The sequence below is a fragment of the Lactobacillus johnsonii ATCC 33200 genome (assembly GCF_000159355.1).
Taxonomy (GTDB): Bacteria; Bacillota; Bacilli; order Lactobacillales; family Lactobacillaceae; genus Lactobacillus; species Lactobacillus johnsonii.
This window is the reverse complement of the sequence record NZ_GG670120.1, coordinates 472,850-495,767: the sequence shown is the minus strand read 5'-3', so window position 1 is coordinate 495,767 and position 22,918 is coordinate 472,850. Positions and strand designations below refer to the sequence as shown.

Here is a 22,918-nt window from a genome sequence, read left to right as displayed (position 1 = left end):
TACTCTTCTTTCTCTTTGTCTTCAGATTAATTAAATTTGTTAATAATTATTTTAATATAAGCATCATAAATGTCAACAATTTTTTCCTGTTAAAAAATTAATTTTATTATCTAACTGTATTATCCCCTGATAAAGTACTCAAAATAAGACGGGATTTATCATTTTCGTTCCCTATTTGTGTAGCTGTACCGCGTTTTCCAAAAAGTGAATTATCTCCACTTAAAGTAGAGAGTTGATACTGCGCTACTTTAGTATTTTCAACCAAAGTATCACCAGAAGTAGTTGAAACCCTAAGTTCATCGCCTACTTCACTATTCTTCATCTTAAAATCTCCGCTTACTAACTTAGCTTTTCCCTGATTTACTACTACATCCGTACAATCAATATCACCTGATGTAGTAGTTAATTTAGCATCTTCAACTTCTACCTTCTTCAAATCTAGGTCTCCACTTACTGCAAACCCCATTAAAGCTTCTAATTTTAAGTTTTCTAAACTTGAATCTCCACTTATCGAGCTCGCATTTAACATGTGTAATTTATGATCTTCTGGAACAGTAATTACTAACTCTGCTCTGTCTTTATCTGTAACTATGTTTATTTCAATAATCCCTTTTTTCCAAAACTTACCTGGTTTACACTCTACTCTAGGTTCTTTAATTTCAAGCAAGTTTTCATTAAGGACTATACTTGGCTTCTTATCGACTGGTCCCCGATAGTGAACTTCAAAATGATCTCCTGCTTTAATTTTTAGGTCTAGATCAATTAAATCAAGTTTCAAATTAGTAAAACTATCATTACTTAAGATCTCATTAACATATTCCTTCTTAGTTTTCTCACTTGTATTGAAAAGCATTTTAGCCACCTCGTTTTATTATTCATTCATTATTCTTATTTGGCTTTAATTTTACTATCATACAAATATTTTTCAATAACTTCTTACTAAGTGGCTAAAATTGATAACTAAGATGCAAAAAAGACAACCTAAACATAAAATTTAAGTTGTCTTTTAAGATTCTACTTATCATTAACAATGATCAACGACTTAATTGCATCACGATTACTCATTGCTTCATACGCATCTTGAATATGATCTAAATCAAAACTTTTGGTAAATACCTTACCTGGATTAATTTTGCCATCAAGAACTGCTTGTAATAAAACTTCTTTATCAGGTTTAGTTACAGAAGCAATACCACCACGCAAACCTACATTCTTCCAGAATAATTGGTTTGACTTAGGTTCTGCATGTGGTACACCCACTCTACCAATCACAGCACCAAGACGAGCAATTTGATCAGCTTGTTCAATAGCACTTTCTGCACCAACACATTCTAACACTGCATCAGCTCCAGCATTTTCCTTAGTTAAGGCCAGCACATCCTTAACAGCTTCTTTGTCTCGACTAGAAACAATATCAGTTGCACCAAATTCTCTACCTAATTGTGCACGATCATCATGGTGAGATAAAAGAATAATTTTTTCAGCACCCAATAACTTGGCACCAATTACACCGGCAAGACCAACAGCACCATCCCCAATTACGGCTACAGCGTAGCCAGGTTTTACTTCAGCATTTAAAGCTGCATGATAACCAGTTGCCATTACATCTGATAAAGTTTGAAGGGATGCCAATTGAGCATCAGTGTAGTCTTCAGGCTTTCCAGGAATTTTAACTAAACCTGAATTTGCTGGTTGATACTTCATGTATTCTGCTTGATATCCACCATTTGTTCCAGTCTTTTGATTTAAGCAGTTGCCTTCAAATCCATTAATACATGCTACACAGTGGCCACAACCATGATTAAATGGAACAATGACAAAGTCATTTGGTTTAATATCTGTTACATCATCACTAACTTCTTCAACCACACCAATTGCTTCATGGCCAATCAATGAACCAGATTCACGGTCGGCAATACCTCTAAACCACCATAAATCTGAACCACAAACACTCTCACGAATCACCCTAATAATAGCTTGATTTTCTCTATCAATCTTTGGCTTCTCTACTTCTTTTACTTAAACTTTACCAGGTTCTACAAAAACTGCTGCTTTCATATTCTATATCCTTTCGTTTCATTAACTTACACAGATAGTCTAAATTAAAAAAGTACTACATACAATTGCTAAAAAAACATGCTACTATTCATTTCACGTATGACACACTCGCAAGCAAAAAATCGGATCTATACGATCCGATTCTAAGTTCTTAATTATTCTTATCTTCTTTGCTGGCCTTATTTTCTTTGTGATCTACTTGATCCTTCTTTTCACTATCTTTCTTATCTTTTTTGTCTCCATCAGTCTTAGTCCTTAAGATTTTTTGACTTTTAGCATCAATCTTAACTTCAGTTTCTTTATTGCCATCTTTTAATTCAACTTCCCAAACTGGTTGCTTGTCGTCCATTTCTAAAGACCACTTAACTACCTTACCAGATGCCTTAGTTTGGGCAAGTTTTGTAGCTTCACTACGACTTATTAAGCCATTTAGATCTAAGGCCTCTTCTTTATCATCTGCATCTAAGTTTTCTGACTTAGCTTTTAAAATTTCACCACTACTTGCATCAATTTTAACTTTATATTCTTTTTCTGAATCAAAGCCCTCTACTTCATAAATATATTTATTTTTCTTATTCTTTAGTTCAATCCCCTTAATTGATTTTGAGCCATACTTTTCATTAAATTTATTAATTGCATCACTTTGAGAAAGATTGATTGAGTTAGAAGTTTGTGTTTGTTTCGTAGCTTGTCCACCAGTAGAGGCTTGAGCTTGATTAATTAAAGTAAGACTAGTTCCACCTAAGGCTAAACCTAAAACAGCTGCGCCTAATGATAATCTCTTAATGTTTGTTCTCATAATAGAATCCTCACTTTTTCTTCAAATTTATTTTTATTGCTTAACTTTATATATTTAGTTTACGAAAAAACGAGGATGAAAAAACTAAGAGCAAATATAAATTAAATGAAGATTTTTTCATTTTAATCATTAGAGTGGTAATTTTATTTCAAAAATCGTCCCTTTAGGAGTATTAGCAGAAACACTAATTTTTCCATGATACTTGGTAACAATATCTTTTACAATAGCTAAGCCAATTCCAGTACCTTTAACCTGACTAGAGTGAGCTTGATCTTCTCGATAAAAACGATCAAAAATCTTATCATAATTTTCTTCTCTAATACCAATTCCCTGATCCTTAACTCTTAAAGTTAAGTACCCATTATCTTTCTGTAATTCTATCTTTATTTTGGTATTGTTTTGAGAATACTTAGCTGCATTATCTAACAAGTTATGGATAATTAAGCGGAAATCTTTCACTTCAATTGGGTAGAAAACTTTTGTTGGACTTGAAATATAGACGCTGCAAGTATTATATTCTTGTTCAAGAATTTCACTCTCTTTTTGAACTATTGGCACTAGATCAATGGGACCAATTGATTGGTGTTGTTTCTTAGCTCGTCCTAATTCCAAAAGTTCATTAACCAGTATTTCCATCCTACTTGATTCAGAGTCAATATATTGGAGCGACTTTGCGATAATTTCGGGATGTTCTTTACCGCGTCTTTTAATCAAATTAATGTGGCCGCGGATTGCAGCAAGCGGAGTCTTCAATTCATGAGATGCATCAGTAACAAATTGCTGTTCACGCTGAATTGCCTTATCTTGATACTCTAGCAATTTATTAAAAGACTGTGCTAAGTGGTGAATTTCTGCTGGTTGTTTCGGCACGAATACTTTCTTTTTTGCCGTTGTTTGATGCTCAATGGCCTCAATATCTTGATCTATTTTCTCTATTGGCTGACTCCATTTTCTTGAAAAACGTTTAATTAAAGGAATCGAACAAATGATGGCAATTAAATTTAAAATAGTGATTGCAAGTAATAAATGGGTAATTAAGGTGAAAAGATCATCAACATTTAAAATTACAGAAATTTGATAGCCGTCTTCAGTTGCAGTCCGTAAATAATAAACGCTATTTTCCATAAAAACAACATTATTGTAATTCCTATGATTCTTTACTTTTTTAAATAATTCTTCCCCATCTTCCGAATAGACAGTCTTACCCTTAGGAGTTTTCAGTGAAATTGCATCATTACTTTGTCTAGCAAGATAAGCATTGAGAAATAATTTCCATTCATTTTTATTCTTATGCTCATCATGATCGCTGATATTATCACTAACTGTATCAATAACTTCTTCTGCTTGCTCATGAGCATTGTTATAAATGAATGCTGTTGAAATACCAGCAAATGCTAGATTAACTAGGAAGAGAATAATAATGAATAAAGTCAGAAACAACTGTGTTAATTGTTGGGAGGTTGTCCTTATTTTTTTATTCATTATTGTCCACCTTTCTTAAGCAATAGCCATATCCACGAACTGTTTTAATCAAATTACGATATTTTCCCAACTTATTTCGCAGTGCTCTTATATAGACATCAACTGTGTTAGTTTGACCGACAAAATCATATCCCCACACGATATCTAATAATTCATCTCGGCTTTTAACTTTTTCAGGATCATTCATTAATTCACATAGCAATGCATATTCTTTTGGAGTTAAATAGATTTCCTCACCCTTGCACCAAAATTTATGAGAAACCAAGTCAATTTTTAAAACACTAAATTCTAAGGTAGAACTGACAACCTGTCTCTTTTCTCGTTCTAATCTTCTAAGAATCACTCTGATTCGGGCAAAAAGTTCTTCTATTTCAAAAGGCTTGGTCATATAGTCATCTAAGCCTTGATCTAAAGCATTACTAATATCAGAAGCTTGGTTACGGGCAGTTAACATAATGATAGGAATGTCACTAACTTTTCTAATTCTTCTTAAGACAGTGATGCCATCATAAACAGGTAACATCCAATCTAAAAGGATTAAAGTTGGTTTTTCTTTTTCAAAAAGTTCAAGACCTTCTTTACCATCTTTAGCCCAGACTACCTCATATCCTTCTAATTCAAGCTCTGGTTGAATAAAACTAGCTAGGCTCTCCTCGTCTTCAATTAAAAGAATTTTTGTTTTTTCCATATCTTACCGCCCTGCTTTCCAACTCACCTTTAGAATTGCTTTAAAATAGTAAATTCAATATTAATTTGATTCTTTTTATTTTAAATGTCTATTAAAATAGCTCCAAGTAAACTGCTTGGAGCTATTTTGTAATAAATTTTTATTCAAACTTAGTATCCCAATTTGGATCATTATTTGCTTCAAAACACATTGCAATTTGTTCTTCTGTGTTTCTATCAATAGATAAGTTTGGTAAGTTGTCTAGAGCAAAGTAGTCACAAGCATCTGTTTCATCATTAGGAGTAAATGTACCACATAATTCTTTACATAAAAAGAAAATCTTAGTAACGTTAGTCGCTAAAATTGGCTTATTATGATGATTACGATCTTGAACTGCAATAATTTTAACTGGTTCTACTTTTCTACCAGATTCTTCAAAAGCCTCTTTAACACAGTTATCTGCGACAGTTTGATCATAATCGTTCCAGCCGCCGGGCAATGACCATTCTTGAGACATTTTTTCACGAACTAATAAGATTTTATTATCTTTAAAAATTGCGGCTCGAGTCTCAATTTTTGGGGTTTGATATCCCTCATCCCCGAGAAACAAGGTTTTAAGTTTTTCTTCTGGAATTCCAGTCCTAGCAGCCATCATTTCACCAGCAATACGCCGAATTTCTTCATAGCGTTCACGATCAAAAACATCATGGCCATATCTTAACCCGGCTTGCGCTAGGCTCTGCAAATCCATTGCCCAATTTGCAATTTGATCATTTGTTTTCATTTTTCAATCACCTAAAATTTACTTAATGGCTAGAAATATATTCTTGTAATTCGCCAAGTTTATCAATCTTAAAGGTAAAAGCTAACATACCAAGCTTCTTTGCTGCATCGGTGTTTGCTTTTAAATCATCGATAAATATACTCTCTTCTGGATTTAAAATATAGCGAGCAATTAATCTTTCATATATTCTTCTATCTGGCTTCATTAATTTCTCTTGGGCAGAAAAAACATAGCCATCAAAATAATTACCCATCTCAGAATTTTTAACAAAATTAGCAAACTGCATTCCGGTATTGGATAAACCGTAAATCTTATAACCTTGTTTACGTAATTCCTCTATATAATTAAAAACTGGCTCATAGAAATCAACATTTTCTGGCCAAGTTGCCATAATTTGCTTAACTTTACTTTTTAGTTTTTCTGGAACTTTACTAGTAAAAATTTCAGTGGCTTCTTCCTCTGTAATTTTTCCAGAGTCGATTTCGCCCCACTCTTTAGATTTAAAAATAGTTTTTCTAACTAAATCATGATCCTCGGGACTCAATTCATAATGATTTAAAATTTCATCTGAATTGTAGTTCATAATGACATTTCCAAAATCAAAGATAATATTCTTAAGCATTAACTTTCCCCTCTATCTTTAATAGTCTATAGTAAAAATATTGCTCTTTTTGCTAGAATCTTGCAAGAAAAAACGAGAGATTTGATAAACTCTCGTTTTAAGGATTAATTATTATCTTATCGACCGCGATGAAGAGTATTATTTTTAATTCTTATGGGAACTCGTTAGGGTTTAATACTTACTGAAAAGAATAAAGTTCCTAGTAACACTGCAATTGCTAAAATCTGATTCATAAGTAAAGTATCCCCTCTTACTTTTTGTTAGCTATAATTATATACTAATTAAAAGTAAGTTCAATACTAATTTTTTAATAAAAATTGTACTTTTCCCTATAATCTGGAACAATTAAATTTACAACTTGCCGCCAAATACTGGGAAGACGCCTGCTTTACCATAATCAACTGGGGTAAACTTCTTAAGTTTATCCATATCTTCATCACTGATTACAAAATCAATTTCAGCATTACTCTTCATATGTGCAGGATTTGCAGACTTAGGTAATACAACACAGTTAAGTTGCCAATCATAACGAATACATAATTGGGATACGGTTACACCATACTTATTAGCCATCTTTTTAATTTTTGGATCATTTAGAGGAGCACCGTGAGCAATTGGTGAGAAAGCTTCAACTACAATATCATTTCCTTGAATGTAATCAATTAAGTTCATCGGGGTTTCACCAATGTGAACTAAAATTTGATTAACAGCAGGTTTAGTAGAACTATTCTGCATTAAGTTATCTAAATCTTCTTTTTCAAAGCTGGGGACACCAATTGTACGTAACTTTCCTTCTTCGACTGCTTTAGGTGTTTGATCATCAGGAATCTCCCATATCCCAAGTGCCATCTTAGGAATTTTTAAACCGTTATTCATGGTTAAAGTTTCATCAAAAATAGACATAGAATCATCCCTTTCTTTGCTAATTTCATTTTAAAAAAATTTTTTAACTACCTAAGATTTAGAATGCATCAATTTCTATAACTTAAATGCATATTTTGCTTATTTTCATCTTAATCACCGTCTTTAAATGTTGTAAAATGCTAATATTAGTAAATTGTAAGGAAAGATAAAATGAAAAGAAACAGAAAAGAACACAATTTCAATGATTTTTCAAAGCAAGAAAAAGAAAAATTAAAGACTGTTCGCCAAGAACTTATTCAAGCACAAAAAGAAGAACCAGAAAGCTTACGTGAGCACCTCCAAGCTTTTAATGATGGGGTAATGGCAATCATTATTACAATTATTGTATTAGAGATCCAGCCAGCTATTAATGAAGTTCACTATGGACAATTTCTCGCAAATATTATTGTATTTTTAATTACATTCTTCATCGTGGCGGATTTTTGGTATGATCTGCATTTAGCTTTTTCCTACTATATATTTAAGCCCTCAAAAACAATTGCTGTCTTAGACTTCTTTTTCTTAGCTGACCTTTCTCTTCTTCCGGTAATGACAAAATGGATTATGGCAGAAGGTTCAACATTTGCGGTAGCTAATTTTGGAGTAGTTTTTTTAATTGCTAAAATTTTAGAATATTTAATTCAATATTTTGGCGCTAAGAAGACGGCGAAATATTCCCAAATTATGAACATTATTATCAGTCGATCTTTTATTAGAAAGGTTGCTGTCACCTTATTTTTAAATATTGTTCTCATTGGTCTATCGTTTGTTCTTCCTAGACTTGCCATGATTCTTTATGTAGTTATACCAGTTATTTCATTTTTATTCCCTGTTAAGCGTAATAAAATCATGTAATAAAGGCAGAAGCACAATTAAATGCTTCTGTCTTTTTAACATTTCCAAACAAAAAAGGCGATATTCCACTTTAGGGAGTATCGCTCTTTTTCGTATCAACAATGTTGACTATTTATTCTTTTTTCTCTTGTCTCCTAATCCAAACAATGAAAATACACCTGCTAACCCAAGAAGTGCAGCTCCTGCTAACGTTAAGTTAGAGTTATCCTTCTTACCAGTTTGTGGTAAAGTACCCTTCTTGTTTACTGGAGTGCCATTCTTATGACGAACAGCATTTCTCTTAGGCTGAACTGAATTTGTAATTACAGTTTGTTCCTTACTTTCACTCTCAGTCTTAGTGCTTACTTGGTTAGTGTTCTGAGCATTATTTTTTTCATTATTGTGATCTGGAGTTACATTAGTTGAAGAATTATGACTTTCAGCATTGCTGTTGTCAGCAGTACGAGCTGGAATCTTCACAGCTTCGATAGCTTTAATACCAGCTTCGGCTTCAGCATCAACTTCTGCATTAGTTGTAGCAGTGAATACCTTGGTCTTAGTCTCTGTAGCAATATCAGTAATTTGATTGATTAACTCATCTTTTTGCTTTTGATCAAGATCAGCTGCATTGATCTCATCAGTCTTCTTCTCCAAAGCATCATCGATTTCCTTAATAGCATCATCCTTACTTTCAACTAAGCTTGGAACTTGAATACTATTAATGTCTTCTAAGCCCTTGGTTTCTGCTTCTTTAACATCATCATTTGTTTGAGCATTATTAATGGCCTTAGTAGCATTATCAGCAACTTGATCTACTTGGTCAATTAAGTTTTGCTTCATTTGATCAGTTAAATTATCAGCCTTATTGATTTCATCAATCTTAGCTTCCTGAGCATCTTTTTTGACACTATCTAAGGTTGGAATGAACAAGTTAGTAATTTGATCAATTGCTTTATCACGAGTGTCAGTAATAACTTCATTTGTAGTTGTTGCTGGATCGTTTAGCTTATTAATTGCGTCTTGAGCAATCTTATTCACTTGATCAATTAAGTTCTTTTGTTCATCTGCACTTAGATTCTCAGCTTCTTCAATTTGACTATTCTTAGCATTTTGAACTTGTTTAATTGCGTCAATTGCTACCTGTTTAGTTTCAGCTAAACTTGAAACATTAACATTTGCAATATCTTCAATTCCCTTGTTTTCTGCCGCAGTAACAGTCGCATTAGTAGTTGCATTGTTGATAGCATCCTTAGCAGCATTGGCAACAATAGCACGAGCAACCTTCCCAGTTCCAATTCCATTACGATTTTGAGGATTACCTTTAGAATGTGGATTAATTGCTACATTGGCACCATCTTTTACATCAATTGTTGTGGTCCCACCATCAATTTCAAGAGCATTATCATCTTCTGTTGTTAAGGTCACATTACTGTTTTCATCAAAAATAATTTGATTTGTTCCACCTTCAAATTGAAGAATTTGCTGCCCACCGTTTTGTTGAGTAGCGCGTGTCCTACCATCAAGTGGTCCTAAATAAGATGAAACAGAGTTTGCAGTAATAGTATTCTTAAATGTTAAGGTTGAATTAATACTTGGTTTAGTATAAATAAGTTGTGAACCAGTAAAGTTAACATTATCAAATGTGTATCCAACAGCATTATAAACAAGGCCCCAGTAACTACGAGCATAAATATTCAAATCTTTAAAGGTTACAGAATTTTGTGTATTCATATCAAATGAATATCCGGAGAAATCAATTGTACGTTTTTCTTCTAGATTATCTGATTGAATTACAATATTACGCGTATTCTTGATATGAATTTCTATATATGTACTATCTGTTTGGTCTGCTAAATTAAGATTTTTAGCAACATTAATAGTAGTAGCAGTCCCATTTTGAATTGCATTAATAAATCCCTTAGCGTCACTAACTGTTACTGCATTAGGATCTTCTGCTTCAGCTGCAAGTGCTGTAGCTGCTACCTTACTTTCAGCAAGATTATTTGCACTAAGGAATGATGCATTTTGAACTGCTTTATTTACGTTAAGTGCATTAGTTGAAACTTCAGTCTTTGCATCGTTTACTGCATTATTCAAATCAGAAGAAGTATTAGTATCAGCAACTTTTTCTTCATCAATCTTTACAGTTTGAGTCTCAGTATTCTTAGTATCTGCATTAGTAGTAGCTGATTCAGTCTTTACATTTTCTACTGCTTTATTAGCATCAACCTTAGTATCTGCCTTAGCAGCTGCTTCATCTTTTTTCTTAGCTACATCATTAGTTGCATTGTTCTTTGCTTCTGCTTCCGTAGTAGCAGCTGCTTCAGTTTTAGCAGTTTCAGTAGTTACAGCCTGCTTTTCATCTGACTTACTTTCAGTATTTTCACTACTCTTGTTAGCTTCACTAGCATTAGTAGTATCAGCCTTGTAACTAGCAACAACAGTACTGTGATCAAGATTATCAGTTACTGTATTTTGAGCTTGATTATTATTTGTTTTATCTTCGTTATTTTGAGTATTAGTATCAGTAATTAATTTCATAAATTAATTACAAGTGATATAGTAACATGTAATCTTTTCTTATTCTATACTCTTATATAATTTATATGACTTTCTTTAGAATTAAATCTTCCCATTAAATACTGGTCTGATAATAAGCATAATGACATAATTTTTAAATAATCATTTTATTAGTACGTAATATTATTCTATTTAAATAACAAAAATATCAGAGCTTACTTTTATAATTTTACATTTTTGGAATCAAAATTTTATTACCGATTAAAAGTCATTTTCAACCGATGACTGACAAAAATAAAGTAAAAATGCCTCATATCGATATAATTTAACTTGAAAGGAGTAAGATATGAAATTTAAGTTATTTATTAATCCAAACAGTCAAGAAATTGTCGAGGCTACCGTTCATCGAAAAAGTAATTTTTCTACTCAATTAGAGCAATTTGTTTTATCAAACGGTAATTCAAATGAGATACCTGCTTATGATGACAAAGATTTAATTATGCTTAACTTAGAGAATATTATTATGTTTACAATTATTGAAAATAAGGTTTTTGCTATCTGTAACAATAAGCAATATCACATCAGAAAAAGACTCTACCAAATAGAAGATACTCTCCCCACTAATTTTTGGCGTATCAATAAATCCACTATTATAAATCGTTCCTATATCGATCAATTTAAGGAAACAAAAACTTCTGGGGTAAATGTCATTATGACAAATGGATTAAGCGACTATGTTTCAAGACGCTGTTTTTCTAAAATTAGGAAGGAACTGAATTAAAATGAAAGATTTTATCAAAAATTTTATTAAAAGTGGCATGAAAGCTGCAGGATTTGGTCCTTTAATTCTTGTGATTTTTTATTATATTTATTCTTTTACTATTAACTTCCATACTATTTCGATTCAAAACGTAAATAAGAATATTCTTTCCAGTTTATTACTAGCCTTTATCGCCGGAGGTATTAGTGCAGTCTTTAAAGTTGAAAAAATCTCTCTTGGACTTGCAAATATGATTGATGCGATTGTAATTTACATTGACTACCTTCTCTTTTATTTTTTTAACAATTGGATTGAGTTACAAATTATCCCATTTCTGGTTTTTACGGTACTCTATATCATCGGCTACTTAATCATTTGGCTCTGTATCTACCATCAAATAAAAATCCAAGTAAAGCAGTTAAACCATAAATTATAAAAAAAGCAGATCACTACCATAATTAAACGGTAATGATCTGCTTTTTTATCCTTCAGCCTTTTGGATTTGATCATGCATATCAGCGATATCCAAATCTTTGTTCAAAAATTTCTGATTATCAATTGGCAAATGTTGCTCAATACTAGTAAATGGCTGTAAATAAACAGTTGCTTCTTTTATCTTGAAGTCTAATAAGTGTCCACCAATTGATTTGTTATCTGCTAAAAAATGTAAATGGTATCCAGTAGCAGCCATACCTTGGAACATCTTCGGTGCAAAGTAACCTATAACTGTACCAGAAACATCAGTAGATTCAAAAACGGCTTGTTCATTTGCTACTTGCAATAAGGTCTTGTCTGCTTTTCAACTACTCTTGTTTTAACAGTTGAAAAATTCCCCACAATTTTAACTGCAAAAAGGACATTTTTATAAGGATAGTCAGCTAAAATCTTATCTTCTAATTCTTTTTGAGTTAAATTTTCGACCTTAAAACTATCTTTTATCTCTTCAAAATGAACTGTCGCAAATGGGATCTTTTCTTCTGGTTTTAAGATTCTAATTTCACCATTGCTTTGAGCTAAATACGGTACATGATCAAGTAAAATCATTTCACCATCAAGGCCACTAGCTGTTCCAATGCCCCAGCCACCGTGCTTTAACAGATCTGCAACTGTCATTGTCCCTTCAAACAATCCTGGCACCAGCATCCCCAAGGTACCATGCTGATAAACCTTGCTTTCATATTTTGCCATAATTTTCCTACCTTCTATTAATATAGCTGATCCTCTAAAATTGTCTTTCCTAATTCTTGATTGAAACTATAATCAACCGGTATATCAACAACAGTTGGTCCATCTTCTTTAAAGGCTTTATCCAAAATCTTATCTAAATCAGCTGCCTTCTCTACACGGTAGCCCTTAGCACCAAAACTTTCTGCATATTTAACAAAGTCTACAGGGCCAAATTTAACAGTTGCTGAATCGCCATACTTCAATTCTTCTTGGAATTTAACCATGTCATAATTTCCATCATTCCAGATAATATGGACAATATTCAAACCTAGCCGAACAGCAGTCTCTAAATCTTGTGACGAGAACATGAATCCCCCATCCCCAGAAACCGAAACAATTTTTGTATTTGGTCTTACCAAAGCTGCTGCGATTGTCCAAGGAAGAGCAACTCCAAGTGTCTGCATTCCGTTACTAAAGAGCAAATGCCGTGGTTCATAACTTCTAAAGTGCCGTGCCATCCAGATGTAAAAACTACCAACATCCACTGTTACCGTCATGTCATCAGTAACTCGGTCTTGTAGAGCCTGAATAATACTCAAGGGATGACTCTTCACTTGATCCTTAGTAACAGCAGGTGGAGTATCACGTTTTTGCAGGGTTTTACGTAATGAATCAAGATACTCTTTAGATTCATTCGGCATTGAACAGCCCTTCATATATGGTAAAAGAAAGTCTAAAGTTTGAGAAATATCTCCAACCAATTCTCTCTCAGGCTGATAATTTTTATCAATTTCTGCCCGCATAGAATCAATTACAACGATATTTGCGCTTCTATCAGAATTCCAGTTTCGAGGTTCATATTCGATTGGATCATAACCAATTGCAATAACCAGATCACTCTTTTTAAGCAATTGATCCCCTGGTTGGTTTCTAAACAAACCTACACGACCGAAGAAATCATCCTCTAATTCACGTGGGATAATTCCAGCACCTTGAAAAGTTTCAACTACAGGTAGATGAGTTTCCGCAATTAAACGTCTGATAGCTCTGGTAGTTTCTGGATCAGATGCCCGCATTCCTAACAAAAGTACAGGAAGCTTTGCGGCTTTAATACGCTGTGAAAGCAAAGTTGATTCAATTGGACTAGCTGGGCCTAGCTTCGGGGGCTCAAGTGGCGCAATCACGCTCGTTTTTACTTCTGCATCAGTTACGTCCTGCGGAACAGAAACAAAGCTTGCCCCTTGCTTAGATGCCTCTGCTTCTTGATATGCGTTAGCAATCACCTCAGAAATATTCTCGGGTTCTTGAACTTCGGCACTATATTTAGTAATCGGAGCAAATAAAGCTGCATTTTTCATACTTTGGTGAGTTAAACGCAAAAGATCAGTTCTTTGCACTTGGCCAGAAATAGCTAGTACGGGATCACCTTCTGCTGTAGCAGTTACTAAGCCAGTTGCTAAATTTGATGCACCCGGACCTGAGGTAGTAAGAACAACACCTGGTTTTCCTGTAATCCTTCCTAACTCCAGCCGCCATGAAGGCCGCATTTTGTTCGTGCCGCGTTAAAACAAATTTAGGCGTACGTGGATCTTTAGAATGTTCAAGTAATTCAAATACTCGATCAATTTTGGCACCTGGAATTCCAAAGACGAATTTAACATCATGATTAATTAAGCTATCAACAATTGCATTTGCACCGTAATATTTTTCTTCTGCCACAGCAATCTTCCTTCTTCCAATATAGGTTGTATATCTACTTACAAATTAAAAGTATACTTACAAGCTACCATACTTTTAAGTAAATATAATTATAGAAAACTTTAAATCAAATACTTCTAATATAGATATATCACAAATCCATTCTATAATAGAACTTGAATAAAAATAAATTTAAGCGAGGAATAGACATGGTTAGGATCTTAAATAATCAAACTAGTAATGAAGAGTTCTTAGAATTTGCGACTAATGAGGTCCACAATGTTGATGTTGCTACAACACATCATGGTGCACCTTCTGCTCAAGTCTGTGATCTAGTTTTGAATAAAAATGGTAAGCTCTACATTGTTACCTCTAGTCAAAATCCTTTCTTTCAAGATTTGATCCATCAACCTAAGGTGATTATCAATGGATACAAAGGGGATGGCACGATGGATTCATGCGGCTTTTCAATTCGGGGAACAATTAAAAATGTCGAACATGAATATATTGACGAGATTTTTGAAAAAAATGATTATTTAAATGAAATATATGCAGATGATATTGAAGGGGCAAAAGAAGATCTGCGGGTTTTAGAAATTACACCAAAAGAAGCAGCCTACTTAGATCACCGTACTCACCCTATTTTTACAAGAAAATTTGAATTTTAATTAATCATTTTTTCGCATAACTAAATAAAAATGGATAGGTTTCTTTTACCCTATCCATTTTTTAATATGGTTTAGTTAGCTAATTTAATTCTTTTATCGGCAACTTGTTCAATAAAATACTGGTCATGGTCAATTAAAAGCATTGCTGGTTTTATTGCTTATATAAACACATCACTTATTCCACACAAACTTAATGAGAGCTTTATCAACTTGCGAATTATCATGGAGCTTTGAATGCTGTGCATTTTTGCGTTAATCTTCAAAACACGATAAGTATTATTACCCCCACTAACAAGATACTGCAATGAAAGGTATGACTTGTTATCAACCCTACCATCACTACTACTTAATTTCCCTATTGAAGATCGTGATATTACCTCTACTTATTTAGGTACAGAATCCATGTCAGTTAACTTACCTACCGAATGTAAGCTTAATGAAAATTCAGAATTATCATTTAGAATGCTAAAAGGAAAAACAATTTTAAGCCCTGCTAACATCGGTTTTTGGACCCAGATTTATCATGATGAAATTCCTGATAGCAAAATAATCTTCCAAGATGAGTCAACAGATTATAGCGAAATCTTACAGTATTCCGTCCTCCCCTTCTTTACTACTAATTTAACTAGTTTAGACTCACAATGGGGTAATAATCTTCCTAATAACCGTTCCGTTCGTCCCTTATCAGATGAGGTGGCTCATCAAAAGTTCTATGCTTGCTACTTAAAGCAAAACCAAACTCGTCTTATGCCTTTAATTGAAAAATTGCAGGATCAATGGAGTAAATATGATCAAATGTAAAAAAGCCGATTGCTTGGTGGAGAAGCAATCGGCTTTTTATCATTAATTTAAAAGAATAACTTACTCATAATAATCATGAAGATCATCAAGCAAGTAGAACTAATTGCAGCAGCCCCAAATACGGTACCACCACGTTTGAAGATAACACTGAAGTTAACTGAAATACCTAAAGCGGCCATTGCCATCCCCAAAAAGACATATGCTGCTTGAACTAAGCCATCTAAAACTACTGGTGGGAATGGTAAGAAAGTACCTAAAATACTGGTTAAAATAAATCCTCCTAAGAACCAAGGAATTGGTAATTTCTTAGGTGCTTGTGTATGATCTTGCGCACTTTCTTTTACCAGTCTTCTTTGGTACCAGTATCCAATTACTAAAGCAACTGGTGCTAACAGTAAAACACGTGATAATTTCATAATTAACGCACTATCTAAACTTGCTTCACCAAAAGCACTACCAGCTGCAATAGCATGGGCAATTTCATGAAGAGATCCACCAGCAACAATACCAAATTGTGAATCTGTTAACCCAAGCATTGGTTTAATCACAATTTCTAAGAGTGTAAATACTGTTCCCATCACACAAACTACGGCAACAGCAAGTACCTCGTTTTCTCTTTTACGTTCTTCATCTCTACTCTCAATTTGAGGGGAAACGCCCATTACAGCAGCTGCTCCACAAATTCCGCAGCCACAAGCTGATAACACTGCTAGTTCATCTTCTGCCCCAAATTTTTTACTAAGCCAGTAAGTCAAAACAATCGTTCCACTTACCCCTAGCATTGCAACTAAAATTGTTTTAATACCAGCATCAGCTAGCTTAGTAAGATTAAGTCTAAAACCCAGTAAAATAATTCCTAATCTCAAAAACTTATTAGAAATAAAACCAATCCCTGGTGCTGCTTCTTCTCTTACCCCAACTGGTAACACCTGCAGCGAAATTCCTAATAAAAGGGCAATTACCAACGCACCAATCAAGTTGACATAAGGTAATTTTGCTAGAAAAATACCTGCCACGGAACAAATTAAAGTCATTGCAGCTGCAAGACAAAATGATCTACTCTTAACAATACTTATCAATAAAAATACCTCCAGTTTAATTACTTATTCCCACCTAGGAAAATTTACAGAATAAGCAATCATATAGTGTTTTAAAGTGATTCTTTCTCGAAAGCAAAATTATTATAGTACTATAATATCCAATTCAATAATTAAAGTAAAATAATATGCTCATAAAATCACAAATATTTTTATCGATATAAAAAGGATGAAAGCCTAAATTGTACTTTCATCCTTCAATTTTGTGATATTATTCATAAAATCTTTCAAATCAATTACAGTCTCAAATGTTAAGAAAAACAGTAAAGCCTTAATCCAAGATCGACTAAGTAAAAAGAAAAAGCAAATTGCTAATGCTATAAGCCCTATTCCCACAAACAAAGCTAAAGCAGTTAACTTTGCTCCAAATAAATTAACGACCTCCTTAAAACTGCTTGGCTCATTTTTAACTAATAAAGATAGGTCATGATATTGCTTACTAGTCCTTACTCGAAATGATAAAAAAGTAAATACGGTTCCAATAATAATTAAGCCGGCTCCAAGTAATTGAAATAAAAGGCTCATTGGAGGCTGTCTAAACATTAAAATGCCTCCAAGAATTAGCAAGATGTCCGCAAGCAAATTATAACGTAAACGTTTATTTTCTAATTTAATAAAAATTAATTCATTCGAATCCATACTTCATATCCTTTAATATTCTTCTTTCTACCAGTATACTGGTTAAACTAAAAATGACCAAGAGCAATTTTAACTCTTGGTCATCAAGGTCAATTAACGTCCTTTATGAACTGTGTCATTTTCAACTGGAATTGGCTGGGCTTTAAGCTCAACTGCACCATACAAAATACCGATTAAACCGGCTATTACTAATAATTGGGACATATTCAGGACTCCCTTCTTGGAATCTTCCCCTCAGTACCTATCTTACAGGCTTAAGTCTACTTTTCAAAATAAAAAGACTTGTGTTGCAGGTGTCAAAGAAAGCCAAATCCAATAAAAAGTCATCATAATTACTGCTAAATAAGACATCATAGTTAAAAAGTTCTCAAAGCAACCTCCAACTTTATAATGAATTGGTGATTTTCTCTTTTTCTTATAGAATGGCGCTAGCCACTCTACTCCTTGCTTACTGAAACTATCTTCAACTAGATGCAAAAAATAGCCAATTACTAGCCCAAACCAAAGCGCACTCCAATAATTCTGAGAAGTTAAGTTGTTGATATGAATAGGAATAAATTTATTCATTAAATAATATAGACCACCAGAAAAAACGGCCCAGCCAAGGAAAGAATGAGTAATCCCACGATGTTTAAGAAAAAGACTAAAATTGATCACTGACTTCTTGCTCGCAGAACTGTTATATTCATCAATATCAGGTAAAGAAGCGCCAATCGCAGTCGCAGCCAGAATAATAATGTTGTTAACTGGATCGATCAATAGACGATTAGTTAATAATAAGCTTAGTTCCACGATTGCAATACTGCAAATTCGATGTGACCTAGTTAGCATTTCTTTTCACCCTCTCTAGAACATATATTCTATTTTAACAAAATTCCCACCAGAATGGGAACTTGTATACGCCAAGGTATAAAAAAAACTCTAGTTTTGCACTAGAGTTTTTAAGTAATATTATTTCATAGCTTTACATAATTATTTTACTTTTAATTGCTATCTTCTTTTAATATTTTGCTCAATTCTTCTACTCGCTGATCTTCTGGTTTAGCAATAAAAGCATATTCTTCAGTGAGTTGTTTTCCATCTCGCAACAAGAACAACTTTTGTACTTGGTCATCCTCAATATGGGTGGCTGTTTTTTCATTCATAATTAAGTAGCCAGATCCAGATTCAACCATTAAAATTGCTTCTCCTAAGGTTTCAACCGCAAGTAAATCACTATCAACTTGAAGAACATCTTTTAAATAGTGGTATTCACTCTTTTCCTCCTCTACTCCCGCTACCATAATGCAAGGCAAATTCTTTAAATCACTCACTTCAACAGTTTGTTGATATTTATTAAAATTACCCGCTTGCACCAGGGCCACTAAAGCAACCTCATCAACCGGATAAGTAGCTAGTTGCTGATAGATAGTATGCCTTGAATTAACTAAGACTGCATCTAACTCATTGTTTTGAATCTTAACTTCAATCTCATCATATAAAACAGGCTCTAAACTCACCTTTTCGTCTTTATGTAAAGTTTGCCATTTACCTGCTGCCTGTTCCAACTCATGTCTACCTAAATTTTTTAAATATCCAATCTTCATTTTTTCACCTGTATACAAAATAAGACTTTGATCTTTCAACCAAAGTCTTATTTATCTTAATTACTTAGCTTTATCATGAAACGCAATTGTAAAACCATTCTCCCAAACTTCACTTGGAGCAAGATGGTTCATGCCACGTTTATGTTCTAGTTTACCATCACTATCTAAAGTATCTGCAATGCCCCACCATGGTTCAATACAGATATAGTTGCCAGTCTTAGGATATTGTGACCACAAACCCACAAATGGTGCATTTTCCATTTTGACATTAATGTGATAGTCACTCTTATCAGTTCTAATAGAAATCTTGTTAGGTTGCTTTAATTCAAAGACCCAGGCATCATCCTTAAATAATTCATCACTAATTTCAAACATTGAATCAGTTGCGAGCAAAGAACGATTTTCCCAGTCAAGGTATGGTGCCTTTAAAGGAATCTTCACATGGTCCATTGAAGGATCAAACTTAAAGTAGTAATCATTCTTATTCAACCCATTATCAGTTGGTAAATTAAAACCTGGGTGGCCACCAATACCAAAGATCATTTCTTTAGTATCAGTATTAGTTACTGTAAAGTGTTCTTCCAGCAAATTATTCATTAAACTGTAAGATACTCTCAGTTCAAAATCAAATGGATACATTTTTTTAGTATCTTCATTAGAAGTTAGAAGAAAAACAATGTGCTTATCATCTTGTTCTTCAACAGTAAATTGTGCATCCCGAGCAAAACCATGTTGTCCCATATGGTAAGTTTTACCATCATAAGTATATTGATCATCCTTTAAACGTCCAACTACTGGGAACAAAACCGGAGCATGCCGTCCCCAAATTTCGGGATCTGCCTGCCACATGTATTCTCGACCACTATTTACATCTTTAACACTTTGAATTTCAGCACCCTTATCAGAAAGTGTTACTGTTAAAAAATTATTCTTTAATTGATAATCCATAATTTAACTTCTCTTTATCTACTAAAATTACAAAATAAATTTTGTTAAGTCTTTATTAATAATTATATCACTCAATTTTTGATCAACATACTTCTGAGTAATAGTGATTTCACCCATATTCATGTCTGGTCCTTCGTAAAGAACATCTTCAAGTAATTTTTCTAAAATAGTTGCTAAACGACGTGCACCAATATTGTCAGTTCCCTGATTTACTTCAAAAGCTATTTGAGCAATTCGATCAATTGCTTCTTGAGTAAAGACTAATTTAATACCATCAGCCTTAAGAAGTGCAATATATTGCTTCAAAAGTGAGTTTTGTGGATCCTTTAAGATCTTAACAAAGTCTTCTTGAGTCAAGGCATTTAATTCAACACGAATTGGGAAACGTCCTTGCAATTCTGGAATTAAATCGCTTGGCTTACTTTCGGCAAAAGCACCCGCTGCAATGAAGAGGATGTGGTCAGTAGATACAGGACCATACTTAGTTGAAACAGTTGAACCTTCAACAATTGGTAAGATATCTCTTTGTACACCTTCACGAGAAACTTCACCAGAGGTCTTCTTGTTACCAGCAGTGATCTTGTCAATTTCGTCGATAAAGATAATACCATTTTGTTGAGTACGCTCAATTGCACGTTGGTAGAGAGAATCGTAGTTAATTAACTTCTTTGATTCTTCTTGAATTAAAACTTCACGTGCATCTGATACTTTTAATGTACGCTTAACAGTCTTCTTAGGCATTAGGTCACCCATCAAACTTGACATGTCAATTCCCATTTGGCCCATCATATCGCCCATTGGGTTTACCTTTGGAGCTTGTTCTACTTCGATGGTAACTTCACGATTCTCAAGTAATCCCTTATTAAGTTGATCAGCTACGCTAAGACGTTCATTACGAATATCATCAGTTACTTCTTCATTATCTTGAGGTTGATTCATGTTGAAGTTACCGGAAAGCATTTGCATCATTTGTTGCATGGAATTTTCACGGTTTTCACGCTTAATTCCGGGCACAATTAACTTCACTAGACGATTATTAGCTTTCTTAGTAGCTTGCATTTTAACATGTTCAAATTGATCTTTTTCTTCCATTCGAACTGCTTCTTCAACTAAGTCACGAACCATTGATTCAACATCACGTCCAACGTAACCAACCTCAGTAAACTTAGTTGCTTCAACCTTTACAAAAGGTGCATCGACAATTTTAGCAAGTCGACGTGCAATTTCGGTCTTACCTACACCAGTAGGACCTGCCATTAACATGTTTTTTGGCGTAATATCTTGTTGCATTTGTTTTGGTAGTTGCAATCTACGATAGCGATTATACAATGCAACAGCAACAGACTTTTTAGCTTCGTTTTGGCCAATAATATATTTATCAAGTAATTCTACAATTTGTTTTGGAGTTTTTTTCTCAGTCAAAATATTTCACCTAGATTTCATCAGTAGTAATGTGGTCATCTGTAAACACATCAATTCCAGAAGCAATCTTAACAGCTTCTTTAGCAATTTCACTTGCGCTCATCCCATTACTGTGGCGAGTCATGGCAATTGCAGCTGCTTGGGCAAAGTTACCACCAGAACCAATAGCTACCACGTCTTCATCTGGCTCAAGTACTTCACCATTACCAGAAATTAATAATAAGTCTTTATCATTAAAAGCAATTACCATAGCTTGTAATTTAGCTAAAGTTGGATCTTTACGCCAGCTTTGCGCCATTTCAACGGCAGCTCTACGTAAGTCACCAGAATAAGTTTCAAGCTTTCCTTCAAGCATATCTTGCAAGCTAACTGCATCTGCAACACCGCCAGCAAAGCCGATTACTACTTGATCATGATAAATTCTTCTAATCTTTTTAGCAGTTGCCTTAGCAATAACTTTTTCACCTAAGGTAACTTGACCATCACCAGCGATGGCGGTTTTATTGTTATATCTAACAGAACAAATTGTTGTCATATTATTATGCCTCGTCTTTCTTATCTTTTCTTGGGAAAAATTTTTGATAATCAGCTTGTAAATGCTTCATTGTGACATGAGTATAGATTTGCGTCGTTGACAAAGATTCATGGCCTAAAAGCTCCTGCACACTCCTTAGGTCTGCTCCATTATTAAGCATTTCAGTTGCAAAAGAGTGTCTAAGCATATGGGGATGAACCTTTCCACCAACTCCCGCTTTAATAAAAACTTGCTGCATAATGTATTCAATTCCGCGACCAGTTAACTTTTGTCCCCGGTTATTTAAAAATACATAGCCTAGATCTTCATTTTTACCTAGTAGATCTAGTCGACTTTCATCACAATATTCTTTTAAAGCATTGGCCGCATCTTTTCCAAAGGGAACATAGCGGTCTTTATTACCCTTCCCATGAACTAAGATAATCTTTAAATCAAAATCAATCTGATCTAGCTTTAAAGATGCCATCTCACTTAAACGCATCCCAGTCGCATAAAAAAGTTCAAACATTGCACGATTTCTTACTACCAACTTTTCATGACCAGCAAGACTATCAAAGACCTGCCGCATTTCTTTTTCATAGAAAAATTGTGGTAATTTCTTTTCGCCTAATCTTAAACTAATTGTCTGCATTGGATCATTATCTAGCACTTCTCGCTTAACGAGAAAGCGATAAAAAGATCTTAAACTAGACATTTTACGCGCTTGAGTAGTTCTTGACCTATTTTGAGTCGCTAAGTTTTGTAAGAAAATTTCAACATCGCGACTTTTGACTTGATCCCAGCCGCTAAAGCCTCCATTTTCTTTAAAAAACTCCTTAGCTTCATTTAGGTCATTTAAGTAAGAGTTTACAGTATTTTTACTATAATTACGTTCATAGTTCAAGTAATCTTGAAATTGTTTGATTAATTTATCATTTTCTTTAGACAT

At 33.8% G+C, this 22,918-nt stretch carries 21 protein-coding genes, 4 pseudogenes and 1 other annotated feature (1 of these 26 only partly in view); of the genes and pseudogenes, 5 read left to right on the top strand and 20 right to left on the bottom strand.

Going from position 1 to position 22,918, the window contains the following annotated elements; genetic code table 11:
• Positions 1-25, bottom strand: a binding site (T-box leader) (it extends 221 nt beyond the left edge of the window).
• Between the two features lie 81 nt (positions 26-106).
• The 8 genes and pseudogenes from HMPREF0528_RS02450 to HMPREF0528_RS02415 form a co-directional block, all read right to left on the bottom strand.
• Entirely contained in the window at positions 107-853 is a 747-nt protein-coding gene (locus tag HMPREF0528_RS02450) for a DUF4097 family beta strand repeat-containing protein (RefSeq protein ID WP_004894655.1), read from the bottom strand.
• A 161-nt stretch (positions 854-1,014) separates the two neighbouring features.
• A pseudogene (locus HMPREF0528_RS02445) lies at positions 1,015-2,058 on the bottom strand (zinc-binding dehydrogenase).
• A gap of 151 nt (positions 2,059-2,209) precedes the next feature.
• A complete protein-coding gene (locus HMPREF0528_RS02440) occupies positions 2,210-2,857 on the bottom strand; it encodes a PepSY domain-containing protein (RefSeq protein WP_004894650.1) in 648 nt (215 codons plus the stop codon).
• A 129-nt stretch (positions 2,858-2,986) separates the two neighbouring features.
• The gene (locus HMPREF0528_RS02435) at positions 2,987-4,339 is read right to left on the bottom strand and encodes a sensor histidine kinase (RefSeq protein WP_004894647.1); all 1,353 of its coding nucleotides are present in this window, start codon (positions 4,337-4,339) and stop codon (positions 2,987-2,989) included.
• Positions 4,332-5,027, bottom strand: a complete 696-nt coding sequence (locus HMPREF0528_RS02430) for a response regulator transcription factor (RefSeq protein ID WP_004894644.1) — start codon at positions 5,025-5,027, stop codon at positions 4,332-4,334. The genes HMPREF0528_RS02435 and HMPREF0528_RS02430 overlap by 8 nt, the downstream gene beginning before the upstream one ends.
• Positions 5,028-5,166: 139 nt before the next feature.
• A complete protein-coding gene (locus tag HMPREF0528_RS02425) occupies positions 5,167-5,790 on the bottom strand; it encodes an NUDIX hydrolase N-terminal domain-containing protein (RefSeq protein ID WP_004894642.1) in 624 nt (207 codons plus the stop codon).
• Positions 5,791-5,812: 22 nt separating this feature from the next.
• The gene (locus tag HMPREF0528_RS02420; protein ID WP_004894638.1) at positions 5,813-6,412 is read right to left on the bottom strand and encodes an HAD family hydrolase; all 600 of its coding nucleotides are present in this window, start codon (positions 6,410-6,412) and stop codon (positions 5,813-5,815) included.
• Positions 6,413-6,763: 351 nt separating this feature from the next.
• Positions 6,764-7,315 (bottom strand): aldo/keto reductase, encoded by a 552-nt coding sequence (locus tag HMPREF0528_RS02415; protein WP_004894636.1) that lies wholly within the window; start codon positions 7,313-7,315, stop codon positions 6,764-6,766.
• A gap of 171 nt (positions 7,316-7,486) precedes the next feature.
• On the opposite strand from HMPREF0528_RS02415, the gene HMPREF0528_RS02410 reads away from it, so the two are divergent.
• A complete protein-coding gene (locus HMPREF0528_RS02410) occupies positions 7,487-8,170 on the top strand; it encodes a TMEM175 family protein (protein WP_004894633.1) in 684 nt (227 codons plus the stop codon).
• Between the two features lie 108 nt (positions 8,171-8,278).
• Here the strand turns inward: HMPREF0528_RS02410 and HMPREF0528_RS09375 are convergent, their stop codons facing one another.
• Entirely contained in the window at positions 8,279-10,690 is a 2,412-nt protein-coding gene (locus HMPREF0528_RS09375; protein WP_004894630.1) for a DUF1542 domain-containing protein, read from the bottom strand.
• Positions 10,691-11,015: 325 nt separating this feature from the next.
• Between HMPREF0528_RS09375 and HMPREF0528_RS02400 the strand changes: the two genes are divergently transcribed.
• Together HMPREF0528_RS02400 and HMPREF0528_RS02395 are read left to right on the top strand one after the other, a co-directional pair.
• Positions 11,016-11,450, top strand: a complete 435-nt coding sequence (locus HMPREF0528_RS02400; protein ID WP_004894614.1) for a LytTR family DNA-binding domain-containing protein — start codon at positions 11,016-11,018, stop codon at positions 11,448-11,450.
• 1 nt (position 11,451) lies between these two features.
• Entirely contained in the window at positions 11,452-11,865 is a 414-nt protein-coding gene (locus HMPREF0528_RS02395) for a DUF3021 domain-containing protein (protein WP_004894612.1), read from the top strand.
• Between the two features lie 45 nt (positions 11,866-11,910).
• On the opposite strand, the pseudogene budA reads toward HMPREF0528_RS02395, so the two are convergent.
• Both budA and alsS read right to left on the bottom strand, forming a co-directional pair.
• Positions 11,911-12,542 (bottom strand): annotated as a pseudogene (gene budA, locus HMPREF0528_RS02390) (acetolactate decarboxylase).
• A gap of 92 nt (positions 12,543-12,634) precedes the next feature.
• Positions 12,635-14,315, bottom strand: a pseudogene (gene alsS / locus HMPREF0528_RS02385) (acetolactate synthase AlsS).
• Between the two features lie 188 nt (positions 14,316-14,503).
• On the opposite strand from alsS, the gene HMPREF0528_RS02380 reads away from it, so the two are divergent.
• Positions 14,504-14,962 (top strand): pyridoxamine 5'-phosphate oxidase family protein, encoded by a 459-nt coding sequence (locus tag HMPREF0528_RS02380; RefSeq protein WP_004894595.1) that lies wholly within the window; start codon positions 14,504-14,506, stop codon positions 14,960-14,962.
• A gap of 171 nt (positions 14,963-15,133) precedes the next feature.
• Here the strand turns inward: HMPREF0528_RS02380 and HMPREF0528_RS09370 are convergent.
• Positions 15,134-15,178 (bottom strand): annotated as a pseudogene (locus tag HMPREF0528_RS09370) (hypothetical protein); the annotation flags it as partial.
• 102 nt (positions 15,179-15,280) lie between these two features.
• On the opposite strand from HMPREF0528_RS09370, the gene HMPREF0528_RS02375 reads away from it, so the two are divergent.
• A complete protein-coding gene (locus tag HMPREF0528_RS02375) occupies positions 15,281-15,763 on the top strand; it encodes a hypothetical protein (protein ID WP_004894592.1) in 483 nt (160 codons plus the stop codon).
• Between the two features lie 47 nt (positions 15,764-15,810).
• On the opposite strand, the gene HMPREF0528_RS02370 is transcribed toward HMPREF0528_RS02375, so the two are convergent.
• The 8 genes from HMPREF0528_RS02370 to xerC form a co-directional block, all read right to left on the bottom strand.
• The gene (locus HMPREF0528_RS02370; protein WP_034525083.1) at positions 15,811-16,842 is read right to left on the bottom strand and encodes a YeiH family protein; all 1,032 of its coding nucleotides are present in this window, start codon (positions 16,840-16,842) and stop codon (positions 15,811-15,813) included.
• A 195-nt stretch (positions 16,843-17,037) separates the two neighbouring features.
• Positions 17,038-17,499, bottom strand: a complete 462-nt coding sequence (locus tag HMPREF0528_RS02365) for a hypothetical protein (protein WP_004894587.1) — start codon at positions 17,497-17,499, stop codon at positions 17,038-17,040.
• 267 nt (positions 17,500-17,766) lie between these two features.
• Positions 17,767-18,330 carry a metal-dependent hydrolase gene (locus HMPREF0528_RS02360; protein ID WP_034525081.1) on the bottom strand — a complete coding sequence of 188 codons (564 nt, stop codon included), beginning with the start codon at positions 18,328-18,330 and terminating at the stop codon, positions 17,767-17,769.
• A gap of 152 nt (positions 18,331-18,482) precedes the next feature.
• Positions 18,483-19,085, bottom strand: coding sequence for a LysR substrate-binding domain-containing protein (locus HMPREF0528_RS02355; protein ID WP_034525201.1), 603 nt, complete (start codon positions 19,083-19,085; stop codon positions 18,483-18,485).
• Between the two features lie 60 nt (positions 19,086-19,145).
• Complete coding sequence (locus HMPREF0528_RS02350; RefSeq protein ID WP_004894577.1) at positions 19,146-20,033, bottom strand: aldose 1-epimerase family protein; 888 nt, start codon at positions 20,031-20,033, stop codon at positions 19,146-19,148.
• A 27-nt stretch (positions 20,034-20,060) separates the two neighbouring features.
• Positions 20,061-21,455 (bottom strand): ATP-dependent protease ATPase subunit HslU, encoded by a 1,395-nt coding sequence (gene hslU, locus HMPREF0528_RS02345; RefSeq protein ID WP_004894575.1) that lies wholly within the window; start codon positions 21,453-21,455, stop codon positions 20,061-20,063.
• Positions 21,456-21,465: 10 nt separating this feature from the next.
• The gene (hslV, locus tag HMPREF0528_RS02340; RefSeq protein ID WP_004894572.1) at positions 21,466-21,990 is read right to left on the bottom strand and encodes an ATP-dependent protease subunit HslV; all 525 of its coding nucleotides are present in this window, start codon (positions 21,988-21,990) and stop codon (positions 21,466-21,468) included.
• A gap of 4 nt (positions 21,991-21,994) precedes the next feature.
• The gene (xerC, locus tag HMPREF0528_RS02335; protein WP_004894570.1) at positions 21,995-22,918 is read right to left on the bottom strand and encodes a tyrosine recombinase XerC; all 924 of its coding nucleotides are present in this window, start codon (positions 22,916-22,918) and stop codon (positions 21,995-21,997) included.